The following is a 20,801-nucleotide window of genomic DNA, read 5'->3' on the forward strand; positions in this document are numbered from 1 at the left end:
TATTGGCGCCTGTACACGGGAACATGGACGCCGGGATCAACAATTTTTTTTGAGCCTGAAAAATCCTTCGCGAAAAGCGTGAAGGTCGGAGGCTGAGCGTTCGTTGCTAAATCGTTAATTCAAAACTCAGGGGATGGTAGCACAAAAAAACTGGAATGTGGAAATCTTCTGAACCCCGCATGTTCATTGTATTTTGTTGCACTTACAGTGCGTCAGAGCAATCACTGAGATTATCGTCAAATTACACCGATTGCTCCTTGAATAGCGCCAGCGATTGCGTCGATGTGCTTGTGCATCTTCTCCTCAGATTCGGCCTCGATCATCACTCGCGCCAGCGGCTCGGTTCCAGAGTAGCGCACCACGACTCTCCCATTGCCATTCAAGTCATTCTCAGCGTCGCGGATCGCCGACTTAACTGCGGCGATTTGTTCCAGCGGCTGCTTTTCGCGAACGCGCACGTTCTTGATGAGCTGGGGAAAAACTTTCAGGTCAGCGACAAGCGCATCGAGTTGTTTTTCCGTGCGCGAAACGATGTCGAGCACGGCTAACGCAGTCAGAAGTCCATCGCCAGTCGTAGCAACTCGGGAAAAAATAATGTGTCCCGATTGTTCTCCCCCGAGAACCGCACCGTTCTTTCGCATTTCGTCCAGCACATATTTGTCGCCAACCGGCGCTCGCACCATGCGAATGCCGGAACGCTTGAGTGCGGCTTCTAGTCCCATATTGGACATCGTCGTCGCCACTATCAGACCTGCTTCGAGTTCGTTACGACATTGAAGATCGCGAGAAGCAATCAGCAGCACCGCGTCGCCATTCACTACGTTTCCGTGACGATCGGCAAACAGAGCTCGGTCGGCATCACCGTCGAAAGTTATGCCCATGATCGCTCCGCGCTTCTTCACCCTTTCGGCTACCACTTGCGGATAGAGGGCGCCGCAGTGATCATTGATGTTCCTGCCGTTCGGCTCGTAGTGAATGAACTCGGTTTCGAGTCCAAGCATGGCAAACAGTTCCGGGGCGCAGGCGCTTGCAGCGCCGTTTGCACAGTCGATGATTATCTTTCCGCGAACCTTTGGCGCTGGCACGCGAGATTTCAGCCAGTTCTCGTAATGTTCCCGCAGCTCGTGATCTCCCGGCAAAGTCGGAACGACCTCTGGAGGAGTTTCCAGCGCGCCTCCGTTTTCGATGAGTCTGAAAATCTCCTTCTCGATGGAAAGCTCAATTTCGTCAGATAGCTTGTATCCATCGCTGCCGAATACCTTGATTCCATTGTCAATCCAGGGATTGTGTGAGGCAGAAATGACAACTCCGGCATCGAAACCGAGTTCACGAGTGAGAAAAGCGATGCCAGGAGTAGTGATCACTCCTGCAGAAGAGATCTCGGCCGGCGCGGAGGCTAATCCTACCGCGACGGCATCTGCTATCCATCCGCTTGATTCTCGCGTGTCTTGTCCAATTACGACCTGTGGTCGCCGACGGCCGTAGGAAAGATGATCTCCCAGCGCTCGACCAATAGCGAAGACAGTGCTGCCGTCGAGTGGATATTCGCCCGCAACTCCGCGAATTCCATCAGTACCAAAGAGTTTTCTGCTCATTCAAACGAATGAAAAGTCTAGCAGGAAAATCAGAGGCAACGTGCGTCGACACAACGTGGTTCCGGCGCCCTCGGCCGGCACAAGGGCGATGATCTCTATGCGTTTTCGTGAGGCAAATGGGCCGCATCTCCTGATTTTTTGTAAGTTTCTTGAGATTGGGCGGTTGGAATCACACGACCGCTTGGTTTCTTCAGGCTTGTACCGGCCGAGGGCGGCGGAACCACATAATTGAGAAATCTCTGTGATTAAAACAGTCCCGCTTGTCTGCGCGGCGCGACTATCCCGAAATGGTCATACGCCAATTGCGTGGCGACACGACCACGCGGCGTACGATCGAGGAATCCAATTTGGATCAGGAACGGTTCGTAGATGTCTTCGATGGCATCAGCTTCCTCGGCCAGGGCGGCAGCGAGCGTATTCAAGCCGACGGGACCGCCTTGATACTTCTCAATGATTGCAAGCATCAGCCGGCGATCCATCTCGTCAAAGCCATGCTTGTCCACCTCAAGCATCTGGAGCGCGGCTTGCGCGGTAGGTCGATCAATGTGACCCGCCCCACGCACTTGAGCGTAATCGCGACATCTGCGCAAGAGTCGATTCGCAATACGCGGTGTGCCCCGTGCGCGACTCGCGATCTCAAGTGCGCCTTCAGTATCTATGGAAACATCGAGAATCTCGGCCGACCGCGTGACGATGATTCTCAGATCCTCGTCTGAATAAAACTCGAGGCGCAGTACTATGCCGAATCGTGAACGTAATGGCGCCGACAGCAGTCCGGCTCGGGTAGTAGCAGCGACGAACGTGAACGGCTTTACGTCCAGTGTATGCGTGCGCGCCGACGGACCCTGGCCGACGATGATGTCGAGCTTGTAGTCCTCGAGCGCTGAGTACAGGAGCTCTTCCAGCGCGGGCTGCAGACGGTGTACTTCGTCGAAGAAGAGAATCTGCTTTTCACGAACGTTGGTGAGAATGGCAGTGAGATCACCCTTAATCTGCAGCACCGGACCCGACGTCTGCTGATAATCAACGCCCATCTCGTTGGCGATGATGGTCGCCAGAGTGGTCTTTCCTAATCCGGGAGGACCGTACAACAGAACGTGATCGAGGGCTTCGCCGCGCGACTTTGCGGCTTGGATGGCAACCGCGAGATTGTCCTTGACCTTCTTTTGTCCGATGAATTCCTGAAGTCTTCGTGGCCGAAGCTTGAGTTCAAATGATGCATCGTCGTCCACCATTCCGGCTGAGACGACTCGCTCGCGCATCTCTGTGGTCTTTGCGGGGGGCATTTAGGGGCGATAGTAAAGCGAAATTTCTGATGACGCAATTGGAAGAATGGAGCCGAACCAATTTTTCGCTAGGCGGTCTGTCGAGAACGGCCGATCTCCACTATCACATGATGCTCAGCCAACTTGTTGCCATCGTAGACTGCATGGACGAGCCGAAAACTCTGGCCACGCTCTCTGGCAACTGCTGACGCAACATCGAAATCCCGGAATGCTGCAACCAACTCCCATCGAGCCGATCCCGGGATTGGCTTCCAAATCTCGTACTGTTCCCAGCGTTCCATGATGGAATCTTAAATGCCTTTGACTCTCTGCAGGATATACGGGAATTACAGCGCCCCCGCCCCGGGTGTTTGCCTGAGTTTCCTGAAGGTCAAATCACCCAGAGAATTCTAAGGAGGTAGCGGGGGAAAACAAATCAAAATCCGGAGGGCGGCGCCCGGATCCGCCTTCTGCTTCCCTATTTCCGAGCTGCCGCCTCTTTTGTTTGGATCAGGAACCACTCGCCCGCGCGGCGAACAAACGTGTCGGTGAAATGGACGCGCGCCGTTTGTACTCTGCTGCTATTAACTGGAATCGATTCCTCGCGCTCGCCGGTCACAATGGCTCGATCACCATTCACCTGGATCTGCATGTTCTCAGGCTTCCCAAATGTTCCGGCGCGGCCCTTCTGAACGTCGCTGAGAAAATCGAACTTGCTTTCCGAATCGCCGTTAGCGCTGATGAGATGGTAGTCGTCCGTCAGGATGCGATTCAGGATTGAGACTTCTTTCTTGTTGATGACTTCCGAAATTTCTTGCTCCAACGACATCAACGACTGCTGTATATATTGCGCCGGCTGAGGAGGTGGATTCACAGGCTGTTGTGGCAAACGCGAAGGTTGCACCGGAGCAGCAGGTTGAGGATTCGTTGACGGAGCACTATTCTGCGGATGACGATTCTGTTCAGGATACTGCGGCTGCCCAGCCTGTTGTTGGTTTGTGCCTCCACCGTGATCGGGCGGTTGCTGCGGCTCATCCGAACCTACTTGCTTTCCATCGAAAATGATGCGCGACTCCGCGCCGAAGCGCTTGTAGTTGATGTAATCAACCGTCTCAATCACGTGGATCGAGTCCGTGCTGAAGTGTAAATAGTCGTTCGACTTCGTGTAAGACGGAAACCAGTATTTACCATCGACTAGCTCACGATAGGTCGTGAAGCTCGGAAAGAGATTCTCTCCATTCTGGTTGTAGATGTCGGGAACCGCCTTTCCTGCACTTTTAACGATTTGGTACTGGTTTGAATCAACCCAGATCCGTCCCTCGAAGTAGCGCCTGCTTTCCTCCATCGCTTTGGGCGAGATGTCGAAGACGTAGGCGTGCGTGCCGCTCGTGTTCTGTTGCCCGCGGTACCTGATGTTGTAATCCGGAATTTCGTCGGTTGTCAGCACGAAGGGTAGTCGATTGCGGATGTCGTCGATGTCTTCCGACGTCACGCGAATGCGTTTGAGTGTGTCCCGCGGCTGTGAAACCTGCTTCGTCACCCTCTCGCCCTGATCGTTGAAGGTCACATCGAAGGTGTCATCATACTCACCATCGGGAAAGCCTCTGTCGTCGAGAGTTTGCATCCTAACGACTTGGCGGTAGGTATAGTGCTCGCGGGCTTGCTTATAAATCTCCTCCTTGCCTGCGAAGCGGCTGATGATGTCGCGAACCGTGACTCCCTCGGGCAAAGACGGATCAAGAGGTCCATCTTCCTGCTCCCGCGTCTGAGGGAAAGAAGCGGTTATCAACAAAAACGCCAGCAACACGATGCGGCACGGCCGTGGAGAACAGGGAGTCATCATCGCGCGCGGTCGAGCATTGGGACCCATATATTCAGAGAACACGAGGTTTACCGATTAGATGCCCGCGGGACTCCGGCAGACCCGGCTCTCCCCGATCTGCGTTTGACACAGCTCCGCCCCTGTGGAGCCACTCGGATGCCACATTCATCTATCTATTTATAATCGTAAGGTTCAGGAAGTTATCACGACATGGCTATAGCTCAGACGATCGACCGAACGCAGCCTTTAACCACCAACAAACATTTAGTTCGCTGGGTAGAGAAAATGGCGGAGCTGACCCACCCTATGCACATCCACTGGGTAGATGGCTCCCACGAGGAATACGAACAGCTTTGCTCGCGGTTGGTCGAGAATGAGACCTTCATAAAGCTGAACGAGAAGCTCTGGCCTGGCTGCTATTACGCCCGGTCTGACGCCAGTGATGTCGCGCGTGTTGAGGATCGCACCTTCATTAGCTCGTTTGCAAAAGACGGCGCCGGTCCGACTAACAACTGGGAAGAGCCTTTCTCCATGCGGCGAAAACTGAAGGGTTTGTTCGACGGCTGCATGCGTGGGCGGACCATGTTCGTCCTGCCATTCTGCATGGGACCGATTGATTCGCCGATGTCACAGATCGGTGTCCAGCTTACCGATTCGCCTTATGTCGTGGTGAGTATGCGCATCATGACGCGCATCGGGCTGCCTGTCTTCCGCGAGATCGATAAGGACGTAAAGCGCGTGGTTCCGTGCATGCACAGCGTTGGCGTGCCATTGGCGCCTGGACAGAAAGATGTTCCCTGGCCCTGCAACAAAGAAAAATACATCGTGCATTTTCCCGAGAGCCGCGAGATTTGGTCGTTCGGCTCCGGATATGGCGGAAACGCTCTGCTGGGAAAGAAGTGCTTTGCTCTTCGCATCGCATCGACCATCGCGCGCGACGAAGGCTGGATGGCCGAGCACATGCTCATCCTGGGCGTGGAGTCTCCGCAGGGAGAGAAGACCTACGTAGCCGCGGCTTTCCCCAGCGCCTGCGGAAAGACGAATTTCGCCATGCTGGTCCCGCCTAAGGGCTTCGAGGGCTGGAAGGTTTGGACGGTAGGCGATGACATTGCCTGGATTCGCCCTGACGAAAAAGGTCAGCTGCGCGCTATCAATCCCGAAGCGGGATTCTTCGGCGTAGCTCCCGGAACTTCCTGGGAGACGAATCCCAATGCGATGGCGACGCTGTCGCGCAACACCATCTTCACCAACGTCGCGCTCACGCCGGATGGCGGAGTTTGGTGGGAAGGTATGACGAAAGAGCCGCCCGCCGAGTGTCTGGACTGGCAGGGGAATCGCTGGACTCCGGAGATCGCCAAGCAAACCGGCGCGAAGGCAGCCCACCCGAATGCGCGTTTCACAGCGCCGGCATCGCAGTGTCCGACAATCGATCCATTATGGGAAGACCCGCAAGGCGTGCCGATCAGTGCCTTCATCTTCGGCGGCCGTCGGGCCACAGTTATGCCGCTCGTCTATCAGGCTTTCAATTGGAGCGCCGGAGTCTATGTCGGCGCCACGATGGGATCGGAGATGACGGCTGCGGCAGCCGGCACAATCGGCAAAGTTCGCCGAGATCCCATGGCTATGCTCCCGTTCTGCGGATATCACATGGGCGATTACTTCCGCCACTGGCTCAAGATGCAGCGGCACCTCAGCGCGACCCCGCGGATCTTCCACGTGAACTGGTTCCGCAAAGACCAGAATGGAAACTTTCTCTGGCCGGGATACCGCGAGAACATGCGGGTGCTGAAGTGGATCGTCGATCGCGTGCATGGACGTGTGGTTGGCCGCGAGACTCCCATCGGCTGGGTGCCGCGCTACGAAGACATCGAATGGCGCGCTCTGAATTTCCCCCGCGAAAAATTCGAAGAGCTGCAGGCGGTCGATCGCAATGCATGGAAATCTGAGGTGATCGGCCACGAAGAGCTGTTCATCCTGCTGCACTCTCATCTTCCTCCCGAAATGGTCTATGAGAGAGAGCTGCTGATCTGCCGATTGTGAACTCGAGGCGGGCTCGGTTTTTCAATTCGTACTGGGAATTCTTATTTCATGTTCTCCCGCCGAATTCGAGTTGAGTACGAGAGTAATGGCCAGCGAAAGCCATGCGAGCTCAAATGGCTCGACAGCTTCTCCATGCGTAATTTCACGAATGACGCTGCCTTTGACGACACCCTGCCGGTTTCTGATGGAGTGATGGAAATAGGAGCGCGGGTTCCACTCGATTCTCTGCGCAATGCGATGGAGGATTGGTTTCGAAGGAAGAGTTATATTGGGAAGTCAGACAGGCTGATCGCTGTCCTTGCAGAATCCTGATTTCGTTCGGCTGCGTTTTTCTTCACCAAGGCGAGACATTACTCTCAGGGCGAGAGTTCGCGAAGAATAGTGAAGTTAACGGCGAATTTTTCTGGCATCACGCGAAGGTTATCGAATTCCGCCCAACATTCGAAAAACGCTGTTTTAGGAACGGTGAATAACAGTGAATGAGCAGTGAATTTTTTCCGACGAGGCGCTCACTATGTGCCTGATCTTTCACAGCCCAGCACTCTGTTAATTCCTCCTGGCGAGCTGAGGCCAAAGTGTCTCTAGCGCCAAGGCGGGGCGCTCAAACTTTGTGGGACGACGATCAACGTACTTTCTGCGCGCATGTTCCAGCGCCTCCAACTGCACGGGATTCAGCACCTGCGGAGCGCCGATCTGGCGGGCTGCCAACGTTACCTTAGCAAAGTGCTCCACCGCCTCCATGCGCAAATACGCCGTAAGTAGGTCTTCACCGTACGTGACGACCCCATGATTGGCCAGCAGAATGGCTTGATGATCGCGGATAAATGGACGAATGCTGCGGGTCAGCTCCGGCGTGCCGGTCGTGGCATACGGAGCGAGAGGAACTTTGCCGAGCGTCATTACGACCTCAGCACAAATGGGTTCTTCTAGCGAAATTCCGTTGCAGGCGAAGGCGGTTGCAGTGCACGGATGAGCGTGAACAACCGCATCCACGTCGCGCCGTTCCTGATAGATGGCCAAATGCATCTCAACTTCGCTCGAGGCATTGTGAGTGCCCTGCAGCTTTCCTCCGGCGAGATCGACGACGACCATGTCCTCCGGCTGCATCATCCCCTTGCTGAAGCCGGACGGGGTGATCATGACGCGGCCCTGCTCCAGCCGAACCGAAAGATTGCCATCGGTGGCAGCGACGAATCTGTTCTCGTGCAGCAGAGCGCCGAAGCGAACCAGCTCGTGCCGCGCGCGGTCTTCACTGCTCAGCGAGCCGCGGAGGACAGCCACCTGCTCGCGGAACATCGCCATCTGCTGCAGAGGAATCACTGCTCCCCTCAGCATGATCTCTTTCCAGTGCCCCATCAGGACCTCCCAACCACCTTCAGCCCAAACTTCTGGTCCGCTTCCAAAGCAGAACAATATAATGAAAAATCAACCGGTTAGGAACTGGGATGCGTGACAGCTTAGCAGAGCATCACGCAACTTTGCGCCACCAGAATGTGGCAATCGGAGGTACTGGCGTCACCCAACAATCCGAGTAGTCGAGAACTATCGGTTGGGGATAAGAGAATCACGACAACCAGAATGAATGGGAAGACAGTAAACTTGAGCAGTTTTGTGGCGGCCAGTTCCGGAAGAGGGGAGATTAAGACGTACAAAATCGCCACAAGGACTACGCTCAGCAATAGCAGTTTGGCCCGGCAACTCACTACAAGTAGTGTAATGCGACCGCGCAAGTCGAGTCATCCGTGGCGTCACCTAACAAAGCAATATGCAACCCCGGCGGAAGCCAGTCTAGCCGTCAAGAGACGTGGATTCCACGCGGATGTCGCTTTACCCGTTGAGAACACAAGGCTTAGAGTTCATTGCGGTTTGACAACTGCAATCGCTTGCAAATAGCATTCGACGCTTGAATCTCGCAAGACGGTTGAGCGCGAGGGCTCTATTTCGATTGGGAGGCACTAATGAGAATGCTATGTCGTTTGGTAATCTTACTTGCGCTGTGTACTTTGCTGGCCGACATCAGCATGGCGCAAGAAGTCACTGGGAACATCTCTGGTATCGTGAAGGACCAAAGCGGCGCGGTTGTTCCCAACGCCACGGTTACAGTCACCAACACTGACAAAAACGCCGTCATGAAGACGGTGACTACAAGTTCAAACGGCGACTTCTCGGCTACTTACCTCCCTATCGGTCGCTACAGCGTCACTGTCGAAGCCGCTGGATTCCAACGCTTCACGCAAAAGGATATTGAACTTCATCTTCATGATCGGTACACGCTTAATCCAACCCTGCAGGTGGGCCAGACGACCCAACAAGTCACGGTTGAAGCTTCGGGCCAGCAGGTTGAACTGCAAAATCAGGCCGCAGCTGGTCTGATTTCGGGAACGGAGGTTCGCGAACTATCGCTCAATAACAGAGTATTTGAGCAACTCGTCGTACTTCAGCCGGGGGTAAGCAACGGAGCGGGCGATCAGCTCTACATTGGCACCACGAACCCATTTGGGACTGTGAACCGCGCGGACTTCTCTATCAACGGCGCGCGCACAACGATGAACAACTGGACGGTCGATGGTGCGGATAACGTAGATCGCGGGGCGAATCTGACTTTGCTCAACTATCCGAGCGTTGACGCAATCGCCGAATTCAAAATACTCCGCGGCGAATATAACGCAGAATTCGGCCGGGCTGGTGGAGGACAAGTCAATGTGGCCACCCGGTCAGGGGGAAGCCGCTTTCACGCAAGTGCCTATGAGTTCGTTCGGAACGATGCACTGAATGCAAATACCTTTTTCAGCAAAATGGCACAAGTAAGTTCCGGGCGCCCGAATATTCCGCCAGTGCTGCGCTACAACGATTTTGGCTTTACCATCGGCGGCCCAGTGTTCCTCCCTAAGGTGTACAACACCGAGCACAACAAGACCTTCTTCTTCGTATCTGAGGAATTTCGCCGGGTTATCACTTATGTGACGCAGCAGGCTTTTCTGCCGACTTCGGCTGAGAAACTGGGCCAAATGCAATTCCCTGTCTGCACCGGCACAGTGAGTTCCAGTGGGACCTGTACCGGAACACAGAGCACCCAGGTTACGAGCATCAGTCCGCTGGCAGCAGAGTATGTGAAGGACATCTGGAGCAAGGCGCCCGATCCGCAGAACTTGGTGACCCATTCAGCGCAGTTAACCGGCTTTCGCAATGTTTTTAACAATCGGCAGGACTTCGCACGCATTGACCAGGTGTTCGGTCCCCGCGTAAACCTCTTCGGTCGTTATATGCACGACAGCATTCCCACGGAAGAGCCGTTTGGTCTCTTCGGCCCTAACAGTTTCATTCCGGGCGTGGCGAACAGTAAAACCCTTTCTCCAGGGACAACATGGGCAGGTCGGGGCAACGTATCCTTCTCTCCCACGCTGCTGCTGGAAGCTGGCTACAGCTTCTCCTACGGCGCAATTGAGAGCGACATTCTTGGGACTATCAACCCAGCAAACTCGCCTGACATTAAGCCAACGCTGCCTTTCACGCCGACGCTGCAGCGGCTTCCAACGATCGCCTTCGCCACTTCCGGGCCGTTCTCTGGAGTTGGCGGTTTCGGTCCTTACCGCGATTACAACCGCAATCACACGGCGTTCGGGAATATAACCAAGGTCCTGGGGGGCCACACGCTGAAGTTGGGCGTGACCTACCATCACTATCAAAAAACTGAGAACAACGGCGGCAACAATGCCTCAACATTCACCTTCGACACCAGCGGGGCGATCATTCCAGCGGGCACTTCTAGTGCTGAGGCTGCAAATCGGCGGGCTGCGCAGCAGTGGGCCAACTTCCTGATGGGGCGAGCTTCCAATTTCACCCAAGCCTCGGCCGACCTCACTCCCGACATCCGCGCGAATCAAATTGAGGCATACGCGCAGGATGAATATCGGTTGCGCTCGAATCTTACGGTGAACCTCGGAGTACGCTATGTACAGTACCGGCAGCCGATTGATGCTAAAGGCGAACTGGACAATTTCGATCCGAGCCACTGGGATCCTACTAAAGCGCCTCTGATTGATCCCACCACGGGTTTCATCCTAGTGGATTCAAGCGGAAACCCCACTAAAGGGGATCCACTCAACGGCATCATCATCGGAGGGAAGAATTCTCAGTTTGGCGACAAGGTTGCCGGGGACGATAACACCGCGTTTGAGCCGCGGATTGGCTTCGCTTGGGATCCTTGGGGTGATGGCAAGACCTCGATTCGTAGCGGATTCGGCATCTCCCACGATTTCATCGCGTTTGGAAATTACGAGTTGAACATCTTCTCGAATCCGCCATTTGTACAAAGCATCACCATTCCATCGACTTCGTTCGACAATCCCGCTTCGGGAGCGCCCTCGATCAGCGCAGTTCCTAAGACTCTCCGAGGTATCGGCCTGCCTTTCAAGACTCCGTACGTAAGCCAGTGGAGCCTTGATATGCAACATCAGTATCCGGGCGATATTCTTCTGGATATTGGTTACTACGCCTCCAAAGGCACTCACCTTCCCGGATTCCTCGACCTCAATCAGCCGCAACCGGGCGCTTACATTGCTCAGTTAGGAATAACCCCGCCGGTTACCTCTGGAACCGCGACAAATCGTTTGAACGCGATTCGTCCCTTTCCGGGCTATGGTCCAATCAGCTACTTTGTCGACATTTTCAACTCGAACTACAACTCCTTGCAGACCAGCATTTCCAAAACTTGGAAAGAAGGATCTCTCATTCGAGCAAACTACACCTGGTCGCATGGCTTAGGAGACATAGATCCGACCACGCCGGGAGGATACAGCACGAGTTCCAATTCGGGAGTCGCACATACAGCTCCGCAAAACACCTACAACATACGAGCGGAGTACGGGCCTACTGCGCTCGATCGGCGCCAGGTGTTTACTGCCGACTTCGTATACAACCTGCCCTTCTGGCGCACACAACAAGGATTGTTTGGTCGCGTGCTCGGTGGATGGGAACTATCGGGAATCGTTTCGGCTAACTCTGGCATTCCGATCACACCACGCAATAACATTCCAACCGGTGGCAGCGCGAGTGTCGACTTCGCAGGTCAGGGTTGTCTCGGTAGTTCGCCATGCATCGTCGTGCCTAACCAGGTCGGCGACCCAAATGCGGGTGCTCCACACAAACTGCTGCAATGGTTTAACACCAGTGCGTTCGTGCCGAATACGACTCCCGGCGCACCGGGCAACACTCGGAAAGGTTCGATTATTGCTCCAGGTTACCAACGTTGGGACCTGAGTTTGTTCAAGAACTTCAAGCTTTGGGAAACCGGCAATCTTCAGTTCCGTTGGGAAACGTTTAATGCCTTTAACCACACCAACTTTAATGCCGTGAATACTCAGTTCGGCAGTGCGATATTCGGACAGGTTACGAGTGCTCGTGATCCCCGAATCATGCAGCTTGGACTGAAGTTGAACTTCTAGACTAAAAACCGAAACCAGTCAGGGCTCTTCCTGGATGAGGAGCCCTTTTTTGAAGATTCGGAAAGCTGGCCTTCCTCAGAGGACGAACTTCCGAATTATTGGGTCAACTTGACTCTTCGCACGTTCTATGGAGTGTTACCGCCACTTGCTACAGAGCAACCTCGTCCCAAATCAGCACATGCTTAGTCTCGTTCAGCAGCAACGATCCCACTACAACAGTACCCCGCCACCGTCATCGAATAGCATCGGCGGGCATAAATATTCTGGGCGGCAGCACAGCTCCACAGACCGATGAGTGGCAACAAGCCTCCGGATACCCCATTCCCGATATGATACGGAACGGAAAGCGATGTGTAATGAATTTTTGCCGGGAAGCCTCTGCCAGATATGCCGTGATCGGCCTGTACACCATCCAGATGTAGATCACCTGAATGCAAGCCGGGAACACCAGCAAAGCGAGTTCAGGTTCTTCGCTTTGGCGGCAGGCACCAGCTTACCCGTAGGATCGTGGGTCACGGCGTAATCTGTGTAGCTCCCGTGACCTCATTCTTCGAGCTCACGCTTACGACGTTGTTCCCGGCGGCCTCCATACTGGCGTGCCGCCATACTGTGGTAAATCCTGAGAGGGCATCATCTTTTGCCGCAGGACTAAGTTCCGTAACGGCGCTTACATCATGGCCAGCACCACGCAATGCTCTAACCACCGCGAAGTCGCAGCTCTCGTCAGCCAGGAAGCGCACGCACTATTCCCGAGTTGAGCGAGATCCAGAGAGAAATACGACTTCTTGGTGTGCGAGGGTGTCAGCCGCATATCGAATAGCGGCTTGAATATCAGCGCGAGAAAGGTTCGGATGGGCGTCGAGCAGATCAGCCTCTGTGGCACCTTCGCTCAACTTCCGGAGAATGAGTTCAACTGGGACTCGCGTCCCGCGAATCACTGGTTTGCCAAGCATGATTTCGGGATTGACCTCAATACGTTCTGTAATACGTTCTGTGCTTGTCATAACTTCCTTCTCTTGGCGGACGACATCATAGTGATAATTTCTTGGCTTGAATACTTCATTCAGATAAGCTCCTTTGGACTCAGAAGCCATGAAGGCGGCGTATTCCTCCGGCGGCACATCGATGTAGCGATACACGTCTCGGTGTTCCAGAAATTCAATCTCGAGTTCACGCCTTTTCGGATCATAGCCGATCGACGCAATACACGACGAGTCCAGAGGCACGCGGTTCATGTCTTCAGTTTATCAACCGCCGGAGTCATAAGATTTGGGTTCCAGAGCAGGGTCAGCAGAAACATATCAAGCTCGGTACGCATGCTAGTGCAGGAGTTCTGAAGTAGGAGAAGGTTCTGCCGTAAGTGGCTTGATGCAGGAACGGGGAAGCACTGGCGCGCCCTGAGAGATTCGAACTCCCGACCTACTGGTTCGAAGCCAGCCGCTCTATCCAACTGAGCTAAGGGCGCGCTGAGAGTCATTGTAGCGTGGTTTCCGCCGTACTTCTCAGTGTTCTGCTTCAGCACATCGAGGTACTCCCCTCGCCGCTCGCTGTGTAGTTGCTGACTGCCTCAGCTTGGTTTGCTATATTCGAGGGTCTATTCCCAACAGCAGCAGGGAGTTATCCAGCTCTCCGCGGGAGGATCGGTGCCCAGCCAGCAGCAGGTGAAGTGGTCGCAGCTACGTGTCGGAGTTACGGTCCTGGTTGCTACGGTCACCCTCTTCGTTCTGATCTTCTTCATGAGCGGTACCGTTAGCCCTTTCAGTCGAAAGGTGCATCTGCGCTCCTACTTTGAGAACGCTGCCGGCCTGGTAAAGGGAGCTCCTGTAAGGGTGGCGGGCGTTGATATCGGCAACGTGGCCGAGATCCATATCACGACTGCCAAGGATCGGAAGTTAACTCCTGTAGAAGTCATCATGAAGGTGAGCGCTGACAGGGCGGAAGACGTGCGCAAAGACTCTCGCGGCACGCTCGCGACGCAAGGCGTCCTCGGCGCCACGTTTGTCGATATCGACAGTTCCCACGCCACAGGGGCACCTGTAAAGGACAACGATGAGCTGCGAACCACCGAAACCCCCGCCCTGCAGGATGTTCTCAAGGCCAGCCAAGGCACGATCGAGAAATTGAATGTAATCCTTAACCGCGTGGATGACATTGTGGCCGCGATCCAAAATGGGAGGGGCTCCGTGGGTAAGATCATTAACGATCCCGAGCTCTACAACCGCGCCAATGCCACAATCGCCGAGCTGCAGCGGCTGACGAATCAGATAAGCCAAGGCAAGGGCAGCATAGGCAAGCTCCTGTATTCCGAAGAGCTTTACGACAAGATCAACGATTCGGTGACCAAATTGAATAAGATGGTGGACGACGTAAATTCCGGAAAGGGGAACTTGGGCAAGATCCTCAAGGACGAGCAGCTATATAACAACCTGAATGAGACGGCGGCAAAGTTGAAAGATCTAATGGTCGACATCGACGCGGGTCGAGGCACTCTGGGTAAGCTCGCTAAAGATCACGAGTACGCCCAAAAGATCGATCGCATTACTACCAACGTGGAACGACTCTCAACCCGTCTGGAAGCCGGCGAAGGCAGCGTCGGCCTGATGTTCAAAGATCCTGCACTCTACAACAATGCCGACCAAATGCTCGTCGAGAGTCGGCACCTGGTGAAGGCGATTCGCGAGAATCCCAAGAGGTATCTAACGATTCACTTCAAAGTGTTTTAGCTTCTAAGCTGCTCTGCTCCTGGGTTTCGAAGCCAACCCCTCTTGGGTTTCGGAGCTTAGGTTTGCTTTCCGCAGGGCCTTGCCCGCCAAAGAACCGTTGTACTTGCCATCTTCAACTGCAAGTTTTCCGTTGACGAGTACATACCGCATGCCCGTTGCGAGCAGCTCGGGCTTGTCGTAAGTAGCCTGATCGGCGATTGTGCGTTCGTCGAAGACAATTACGTCCGCGAAGTAGCCGACGCGCAGAGCTCCGCGCTCTTCGATACCGAGGGACTCCGCAGTAAGCGTGCTGCTAGAGCGAATCGCAAATGGGAGACTCACAACTTTTCTCTTCAGTACGTACTCGCGAATCTTTCTTGGGAATGTGCCGAATTTGCGTGGATGTCCCGGCGACCCATCGGAGCCGGTCGTCACAAACTCCTGCTTCATGAAGTTCTCAATGTCGGCCTCGCTCATGTTGAATGAAGCGACATCATTAGAGCCCGCCTCGATCAGCTCTATGGCTGCGCTAAGCGGAGCTTCATGCCGCTCATCGGCGATCTGCTGCAGGTTCTTGCCTGTGGCTCGCGAATCTGCCGATGCGGTGATCAAGAGTGACTGGGCGCCGCCCCGGCGCTTGAGATTCTGCTCCATCTCCGTGAGCAAGCGGGGGCGGGTGCCGGGATCGTCAAAGCGCCTGAGCATCTGCTCGCGGCCGCCAGCTTCGGCCCAGCGCGGAACCAGCGCCGGAACCAGGCTCGTGCCCGAGGCGCTATAGGGGTACTGATCTGCGGTCACATCGATCCCTTCCGCTTTCGCTGCACGAATGATGCGAATGGCTTCCGCGCTCTGTCCCCAGACATCGGTTCCTAGAGCCTTGATATGCGATATATGAACTGGAAGCTTCGCCTCACGGCCGATCCGAATCGTTTCCCGAATTGAACCAAGGAGCCCGATCGAGTACGAGCTCTCGTCGCGCATGTGAGTGTCGTAATATCCGTGCTTCTCTGCCGCGACCTTCGCAAGTTCAATCACCTCTTCAGTAGCGGCAAAGCTGCATGGCGCATAAAAGAGCCCGGCCGACATGCCAAAGCCTCCACCATTCATGCCTTGCGCCACACGCTGTTTCATCTCCTCGAGCTGCGCTGCAGTTGGAACTGCGTCAGCCATGCCCATCACCTGTCGCCGAACGGAACACATCCCGACGAGAAGTGCAGCGTTGGTTCCAATCCCTTGCTGATCCCACCTCTGCAGAGCGCTCCCAATCGGCAGCGGACTGGATCCGTCGTTGCCGGTAATGACGGTGGTCACACCCTGCATGAGATAAGCAATGTTGACGTGGCGTTGAGCGCTCGTGAGGTCGTCCAAGGTATGCGTGTGCGGATGGATGAAGCCCGGCGCGACGTCGAGTCCAGACGCATCGATGAAACGTGCGGCGGTTATTCCATCCTTCGCAGCGTCGCCGATGAAGACGATTCGATCGCCACGGATGCCAAGATCGCCGACTCGCGGCGGACCGCCCGAACCGTCGATCAGTTTGCCATGTCTGATGAGTAGATCGACGTTCTGAGACGCAGGTCTGGCCGGCACATCAGTCAGCATCATCCCGGAGCCGAAGAACAAGACACCCAAGCTGATGAGAACGCGCAAGAAATCTTCTGTCATAAACCGGCGACGCTTCCGTTCGTGCGGATGGTACCAGAAGCACGCTCTTGGACGATTGTTGATCTCGATTGTTCCCTGAGAAGCAGCAGAATGTCCCACCACGGCTATAACGCATTGACAACGATGATCCCGTAAATAAACAATTCCAGCCCGAAAAACAAATTTCGCGGAGAAGCTCAGGAAGTATTGATAGCACAAGTTGAGTCCCGCAAATTCCCGAGGCTAAGACAATGAGATCGCGCATATCAGGCATGTTGGTTGTATTGCTGCTGAGCGCCTCCTGGGCACAGGTCAGCACATCCCGCATTGAAGGAACAATTACGGACAAGACCGGTGCCGTGGTTCCCGATGCTTCCATAAAAGTCACGAATGAAGACACTGGGATCAGCCATGAAGTAAAGACCAGCAGTTCGGGAAACTATGCTGTTCCGTATCTGACTCCTGGGCAATACACAGTCACTGTAGCGCATGAAGGCTTCGGCACCTTTAGCAGTCAGCACAATGTGCTCTCGGTAGGACAGCCGCTCACCTTGAACGCGACTCTCGAAGTTGGTGGCGCGACACAAGTCGTACAGGTCGAATCCTCTTATCAGCGAATTGAAACGGCGAGCGCCGCGATTAGCGATGTGGTCACCGAAAATCAGGTGAAGAACCTGCCACTCAATGGCCGCAATCCGCTTGCGTTGCTCACTTTGGAGCCCGGAGTTGTGCAGCGGACGTTCAACGGAGCAGGTTCCGGCACGCACGTCTTCGGTTCTCGCGATCGTTCCCACAATGTGACTGTGGATGGAATTGACGCAAACGAATCCACGGTGCCGAACCCGCAAAGCAACATCCAACGTCTCAATCCTGACAACGTCCAGGAGTTCCGAACCATCACGCTCGGCGCCACTGCCGAAAATGGACGCAATAGCGGGGCCAATGTCATGGTCGCAACCAAAGGCGGCACCAACGAAGTGCACGGCGCCGTGTACTACTTCAACCGCAATGCGGCTTTCAATGCGAACGAGTGGTTCAATAACTTTAACAAGCTGCCTAGACCCGATTTGAAACTCAATCAGTACGGATTTGACGTGGGTGGCCCGGTCATCAAGAACAAAACCTTCTTCTTCGGCAGCTTCCAGGGAAATGAGATCAAGCAGAGTGCCCCTATTACCTCAGTTTTTGTAGGAGTTCCGCTCGTATACACGCAATTGATGAGAAATGGCACTTACCGGTTCGTGCGCGGCACCGTCACCGCTAATGGCAAAAGCTTCAGCAGAAATGATCAAGCGTTAGTGGACGGCAACGGCAACCTGCTTCCCGGAGTCCCGACTTGCAGCTCAGCCAACAGCTTTAGGAACTGTGTCGACAGCTTTAATATCTTCGGCGCCGGCAATGATCCAAAGGGAATAGGGGCTGATCCAGCAGTAACCGGGGTTATCAACAGTCTCCCGCTGCCGAACACCTTTGGTGGCTTAGGTACTGCAGGATGTACCAACTGCAACTCGGCCGACGGCTTAAACCTCGCAGGTTTCAGCTGGAACCCGCCTACTAAATTCACCGGGCCTCATTACATGGTGCGGATCGACCACACGTTTAACGAGAGCAACAACATCTTCGTGCGCTACCTACAAAATCATTTCAATACGCAGGAAGGGGATTTCGTGAACGCGCGGCCCCGCGTGTATCCGGGATTTCCGCCGCTCGGCGAAGTTAACCGTCAAGGCAAGAACCTGGCGATCAGTTATCGTCACACATTCTCTCCCACTCTAGTAAACGAATTCACGATGGGATTCAATCGGTTCGCCTTCAACTTTACTTTTGGCGAGTCGAACAAGAACTTTGGAGACCCGAGCAAGGTTCCACCGTGGTCCGACACTTGCCTGTTCGCCACTTCACTCAACATCAACTTCCCAAACTGCATCTCGCCGCATACCCAGCGCGCGGTTACCGCGCCGCAGTTCATCGACAATGTGACGTGGAGCCGCGGGGCGCATACCTTCCGTGCTGGAATGAATTTCCGCTTCTATATCCACAACGACAGCCGCGGATTCTTCGGCAGCAATGCTCTGGTGCCCGCGGTCTTCTTTGACGCTAACCAACGCTCAAGTGGCTTCGCGAACATTCCGGGCACATTAACGGTGATTGATCCGAACACCGGACTGCCTGTGAACGATCCGCAGACCGCGCCAAATTCATCGGATATCACACGGCTTCAACAGGCGATCATGGAGCTCGCAGGTATCCCTTACTCGATTACGCAGAGCTACTACGCAAACTTCAATACCAACACGTACGGAAATCCACGCTACGCGACGGTTTACACGCGCGCCCACCAATACGATTCCTATATTCAGGACGAGTGGAAGTTTCGGCCCGACTTCACTCTGAATGCCGGCCTGCGCTGGGAGTTCAATCCAGCGCCATATGATGCCATTTCTACTCTGGTTCCCAACGTATTCCCCGATGGATCGCAAGGACCTGTAACTTTCACCAAGGGAGATCGGTGGTTTAAGAACAACAATACGACGGCTCTGGGTCCGCGGGTTGGTATCGCATGGTCGCCTGATCAGAAAACCGCGGTGCGCGCAGGCTATGCATTATTGTTCGACGTTCTCTCGACCTTCCAGGTAACGGCCATGGCCGGTAAGGTGCCTGGATTTCTGCTTGGTTGTACGACGACAAATGATGGTGCGACGACCGCTACGACTCCTGGCTGCTCCACCCCGGCGGGAACTTCGAACAGAATCTCGCAAGGCTTCCCGGTCGGCGTCCCGCTTCCTATTGCTACTCCCTCAGTAGCACTAACATCTGCTGCACAACCCCTGTCTACGGCTCCCAATGTGGGCGCATTCGATCCCAACATGAAGAGCCCAGCAGTACACGAGTGGAGTTTGACAATGCAGCGGGAACTCCCAATGCATTTCGTTAGCGAAATCGGCTACATCGGCAAGCGCGGAACCCACCTATATCGCGCTTACGATTTGAATCAGGGTTCGATCAGTCAGCCTGGGTTCCTGGCTTCCTTCAACATCGCACGTGCCAATGTATTGGCCGGTTGCTCGGCTGATGGGTCGGGAGGATGTGGTCAAGCTCCGACGCTGCTGCTGCAACTCGTTTCGAATAGTTTCCTCACCAGCAGCACGTCAAAGACTGACTTTACACGCGGTAACATTGGTAATCTTGCAGCACGCATGGATAGCCTCGCCGTGACCAGTACCTCACGGAAGGCGCTGCCGCTCAACTATTTCCGCCCGAACGCGCAGTTCAACCAAATCTTCTTTCAGGACTCGGGCGGGGACTCGTACTACAACGGACTATTTATCACTGCCCGACGCAGATTCGAGCAGGGCCTGGATTTCGGTTTCTCTTATACCTACAGCAAATCGATCGACGATATGTCTGTGGACCCCACGGCAGCATCTACTGGAGGCGGCCTGAGCAGCACCAGCTTCAGCCGCACGCCAACAGACATTCACAATTTCCTTCTCGATCGCTCCCTTTCCGACTTCAACAACAAGCACGTGTTCCTCTCGAACATGTTGTACGAACTCCCAATCGGCAGAGGCAGGCGATTTGCGTCGGGAATGCCGGGCTGGCTGAATATGGTCATAGGTGGATGGACCACCACAGGAATCTTTCTCTACCAGAGCGGAGAGCCCTACACGGTAAGCAGTGGAGCCCGTACTTCCAACGCAACACACAACAGCACCGCGCTCATCGTCGGTCCTAAGATTGTCGGCGGAGAGCTGCAGTACAACGTGCCGGGAGCGATTGGACCGGTGATGTATCAGACGGGTGGATTCATTACCGCACCGCTCAAGGATCCACACCTCAACTGCCAGCAGGTCACTGGAACGCAAACTTATTTCTGCATTCCACCAGCGGGGCAGAACGGCAGCGGACGTAATTCTGTGCAAGGTCCCAACTACTGGAATCTGGATTCGGGTTTGCTGAAGGACTTCAAAATCACAGAGCGCTTCAACTTGCAGTTCCGCGCAGAGGCGTTCAATGTTCTGAACCATCCGAACTTCGAGAATCCTCGCAATGCGACCAGCGGATCGCCGACGGTGACCAGCTCGGTCTTCGGTCAAACCTGCTGCGCCACCGCAGCCGTTGCAAGCGCACAAACGGTTAATCCTGTGGGTGAGCCAATGCGCGTGCTGCAGTTAGGATTGAAGTTGAATTTCTGAAGGAGGCTTTTAAGCCAAAAACAAAAGGCCTTGCGAAATAACGCTATTACGAGACTCAAAATTCAAGTCACAGGTTGTGTTTTTCGCCGTTGT

General features: G+C 54.6%; 12 protein-coding genes, 1 tRNA gene and 1 pseudogene. 5 read left to right on the forward strand and 9 right to left on the reverse strand.

The window, feature by feature from the left end:
• Positions 1-236 precede the first annotated feature (236 nt).
• The 4 genes from glmM to DMG62_03105 form a co-directional block, all read right to left on the reverse strand.
• The gene (gene glmM, locus DMG62_03090) at positions 237-1,595 is read right to left on the reverse strand and encodes a phosphoglucosamine mutase (GenBank protein ID PYY24563.1); all 1,359 of its coding nucleotides are present in this window, start codon (positions 1,593-1,595) and stop codon (positions 237-239) included.
• Between the two features lie 245 nt (positions 1,596-1,840).
• Entirely contained in the window at positions 1,841-2,857 is a 1,017-nt protein-coding gene (locus DMG62_03095) for a Holliday junction branch migration DNA helicase RuvB (GenBank protein ID PYY24606.1), read from the reverse strand.
• Between the two features lie 92 nt (positions 2,858-2,949).
• Positions 2,950-3,162, reverse strand: coding sequence for a hypothetical protein (locus DMG62_03100; protein PYY24564.1), 213 nt, complete (start codon positions 3,160-3,162; stop codon positions 2,950-2,952).
• Positions 3,163-3,338: 176 nt separating this feature from the next.
• Positions 3,339-4,730 (reverse strand): hypothetical protein, encoded by a 1,392-nt coding sequence (locus tag DMG62_03105; GenBank protein ID PYY24565.1) that lies wholly within the window; start codon positions 4,728-4,730, stop codon positions 3,339-3,341.
• 162 nt (positions 4,731-4,892) lie between these two features.
• On the opposite strand from DMG62_03105, the gene DMG62_03110 reads away from it, so the two are divergent.
• Together DMG62_03110 and DMG62_03115 are read left to right on the forward strand one after the other, a co-directional pair.
• On the forward strand, positions 4,893-6,722 hold the full coding sequence (locus DMG62_03110; protein PYY24566.1) for a phosphoenolpyruvate carboxykinase (GTP): 1,830 nt from the start codon (positions 4,893-4,895) through the stop codon (positions 6,720-6,722).
• A 48-nt stretch (positions 6,723-6,770) separates the two neighbouring features.
• Positions 6,771-7,034, forward strand: coding sequence for a hypothetical protein (locus tag DMG62_03115; GenBank protein PYY24567.1), 264 nt, complete (start codon positions 6,771-6,773; stop codon positions 7,032-7,034).
• 234 nt (positions 7,035-7,268) lie between these two features.
• Here the strand turns inward: DMG62_03115 and DMG62_03120 are convergent, their stop codons facing one another.
• Positions 7,269-8,018: a class II aldolase family protein gene (locus DMG62_03120; protein PYY24607.1), complete on the reverse strand. Its 750-nt coding sequence runs from the start codon at positions 8,016-8,018 to the stop codon at positions 7,269-7,271.
• Between the two features lie 662 nt (positions 8,019-8,680).
• Here DMG62_03120 and DMG62_03125 point away from each other — a divergent pair.
• Complete coding sequence (locus DMG62_03125) at positions 8,681-12,166, forward strand: adenylyl cyclase (GenBank protein ID PYY24568.1); 3,486 nt, start codon at positions 8,681-8,683, stop codon at positions 12,164-12,166.
• 743 nt (positions 12,167-12,909) lie between these two features.
• On the opposite strand, the gene DMG62_03130 is transcribed toward DMG62_03125, so the two are convergent.
• The 3 genes and pseudogenes from DMG62_03130 to DMG62_03140 all read right to left on the reverse strand — a co-directional run bounded on the left by DMG62_03130 (position 12,910) and on the right by DMG62_03140 (position 13,631).
• Positions 12,910-13,170, reverse strand: coding sequence for an antitoxin (locus DMG62_03130; protein ID PYY24608.1), 261 nt, complete (start codon positions 13,168-13,170; stop codon positions 12,910-12,912).
• Positions 13,171-13,197: 27 nt separating this feature from the next.
• Positions 13,198-13,401, reverse strand: a pseudogene (locus DMG62_03135) (imidazoleglycerol-phosphate synthase).
• A gap of 153 nt (positions 13,402-13,554) precedes the next feature.
• Positions 13,555-13,631 (reverse strand) — tRNA-Arg (locus DMG62_03140).
• A 178-nt stretch (positions 13,632-13,809) separates the two neighbouring features.
• On the opposite strand from DMG62_03140, the gene DMG62_03145 reads away from it, so the two are divergent.
• Positions 13,810-14,889 carry an MCE family protein gene (locus tag DMG62_03145; GenBank protein ID PYY24609.1) on the forward strand — a complete coding sequence of 360 codons (1,080 nt, stop codon included), beginning with the start codon at positions 13,810-13,812 and terminating at the stop codon, positions 14,887-14,889.
• 3 nt (positions 14,890-14,892) lie between these two features.
• Here DMG62_03145 and DMG62_03150 read toward each other — a convergent pair whose 3' ends face one another.
• Positions 14,893-16,533: an amidohydrolase gene (locus DMG62_03150; protein PYY24569.1), complete on the reverse strand. Its 1,641-nt coding sequence runs from the start codon at positions 16,531-16,533 to the stop codon at positions 14,893-14,895.
• Positions 16,534-16,763: 230 nt separating this feature from the next.
• Between DMG62_03150 and DMG62_03155 the strand changes: the two genes are divergently transcribed.
• Positions 16,764-20,708, forward strand: coding sequence for a TonB-dependent receptor (locus tag DMG62_03155; protein ID PYY24570.1), 3,945 nt, complete (start codon positions 16,764-16,766; stop codon positions 20,706-20,708).
• Positions 20,709-20,801 lie beyond the last annotated feature (93 nt).

Source organism: Acidobacteriota bacterium, assembly GCA_003225175.1.
Classification (GTDB): Bacteria; Acidobacteriota; Terriglobia; order Terriglobales; family Acidobacteriaceae; genus Gp1-AA112.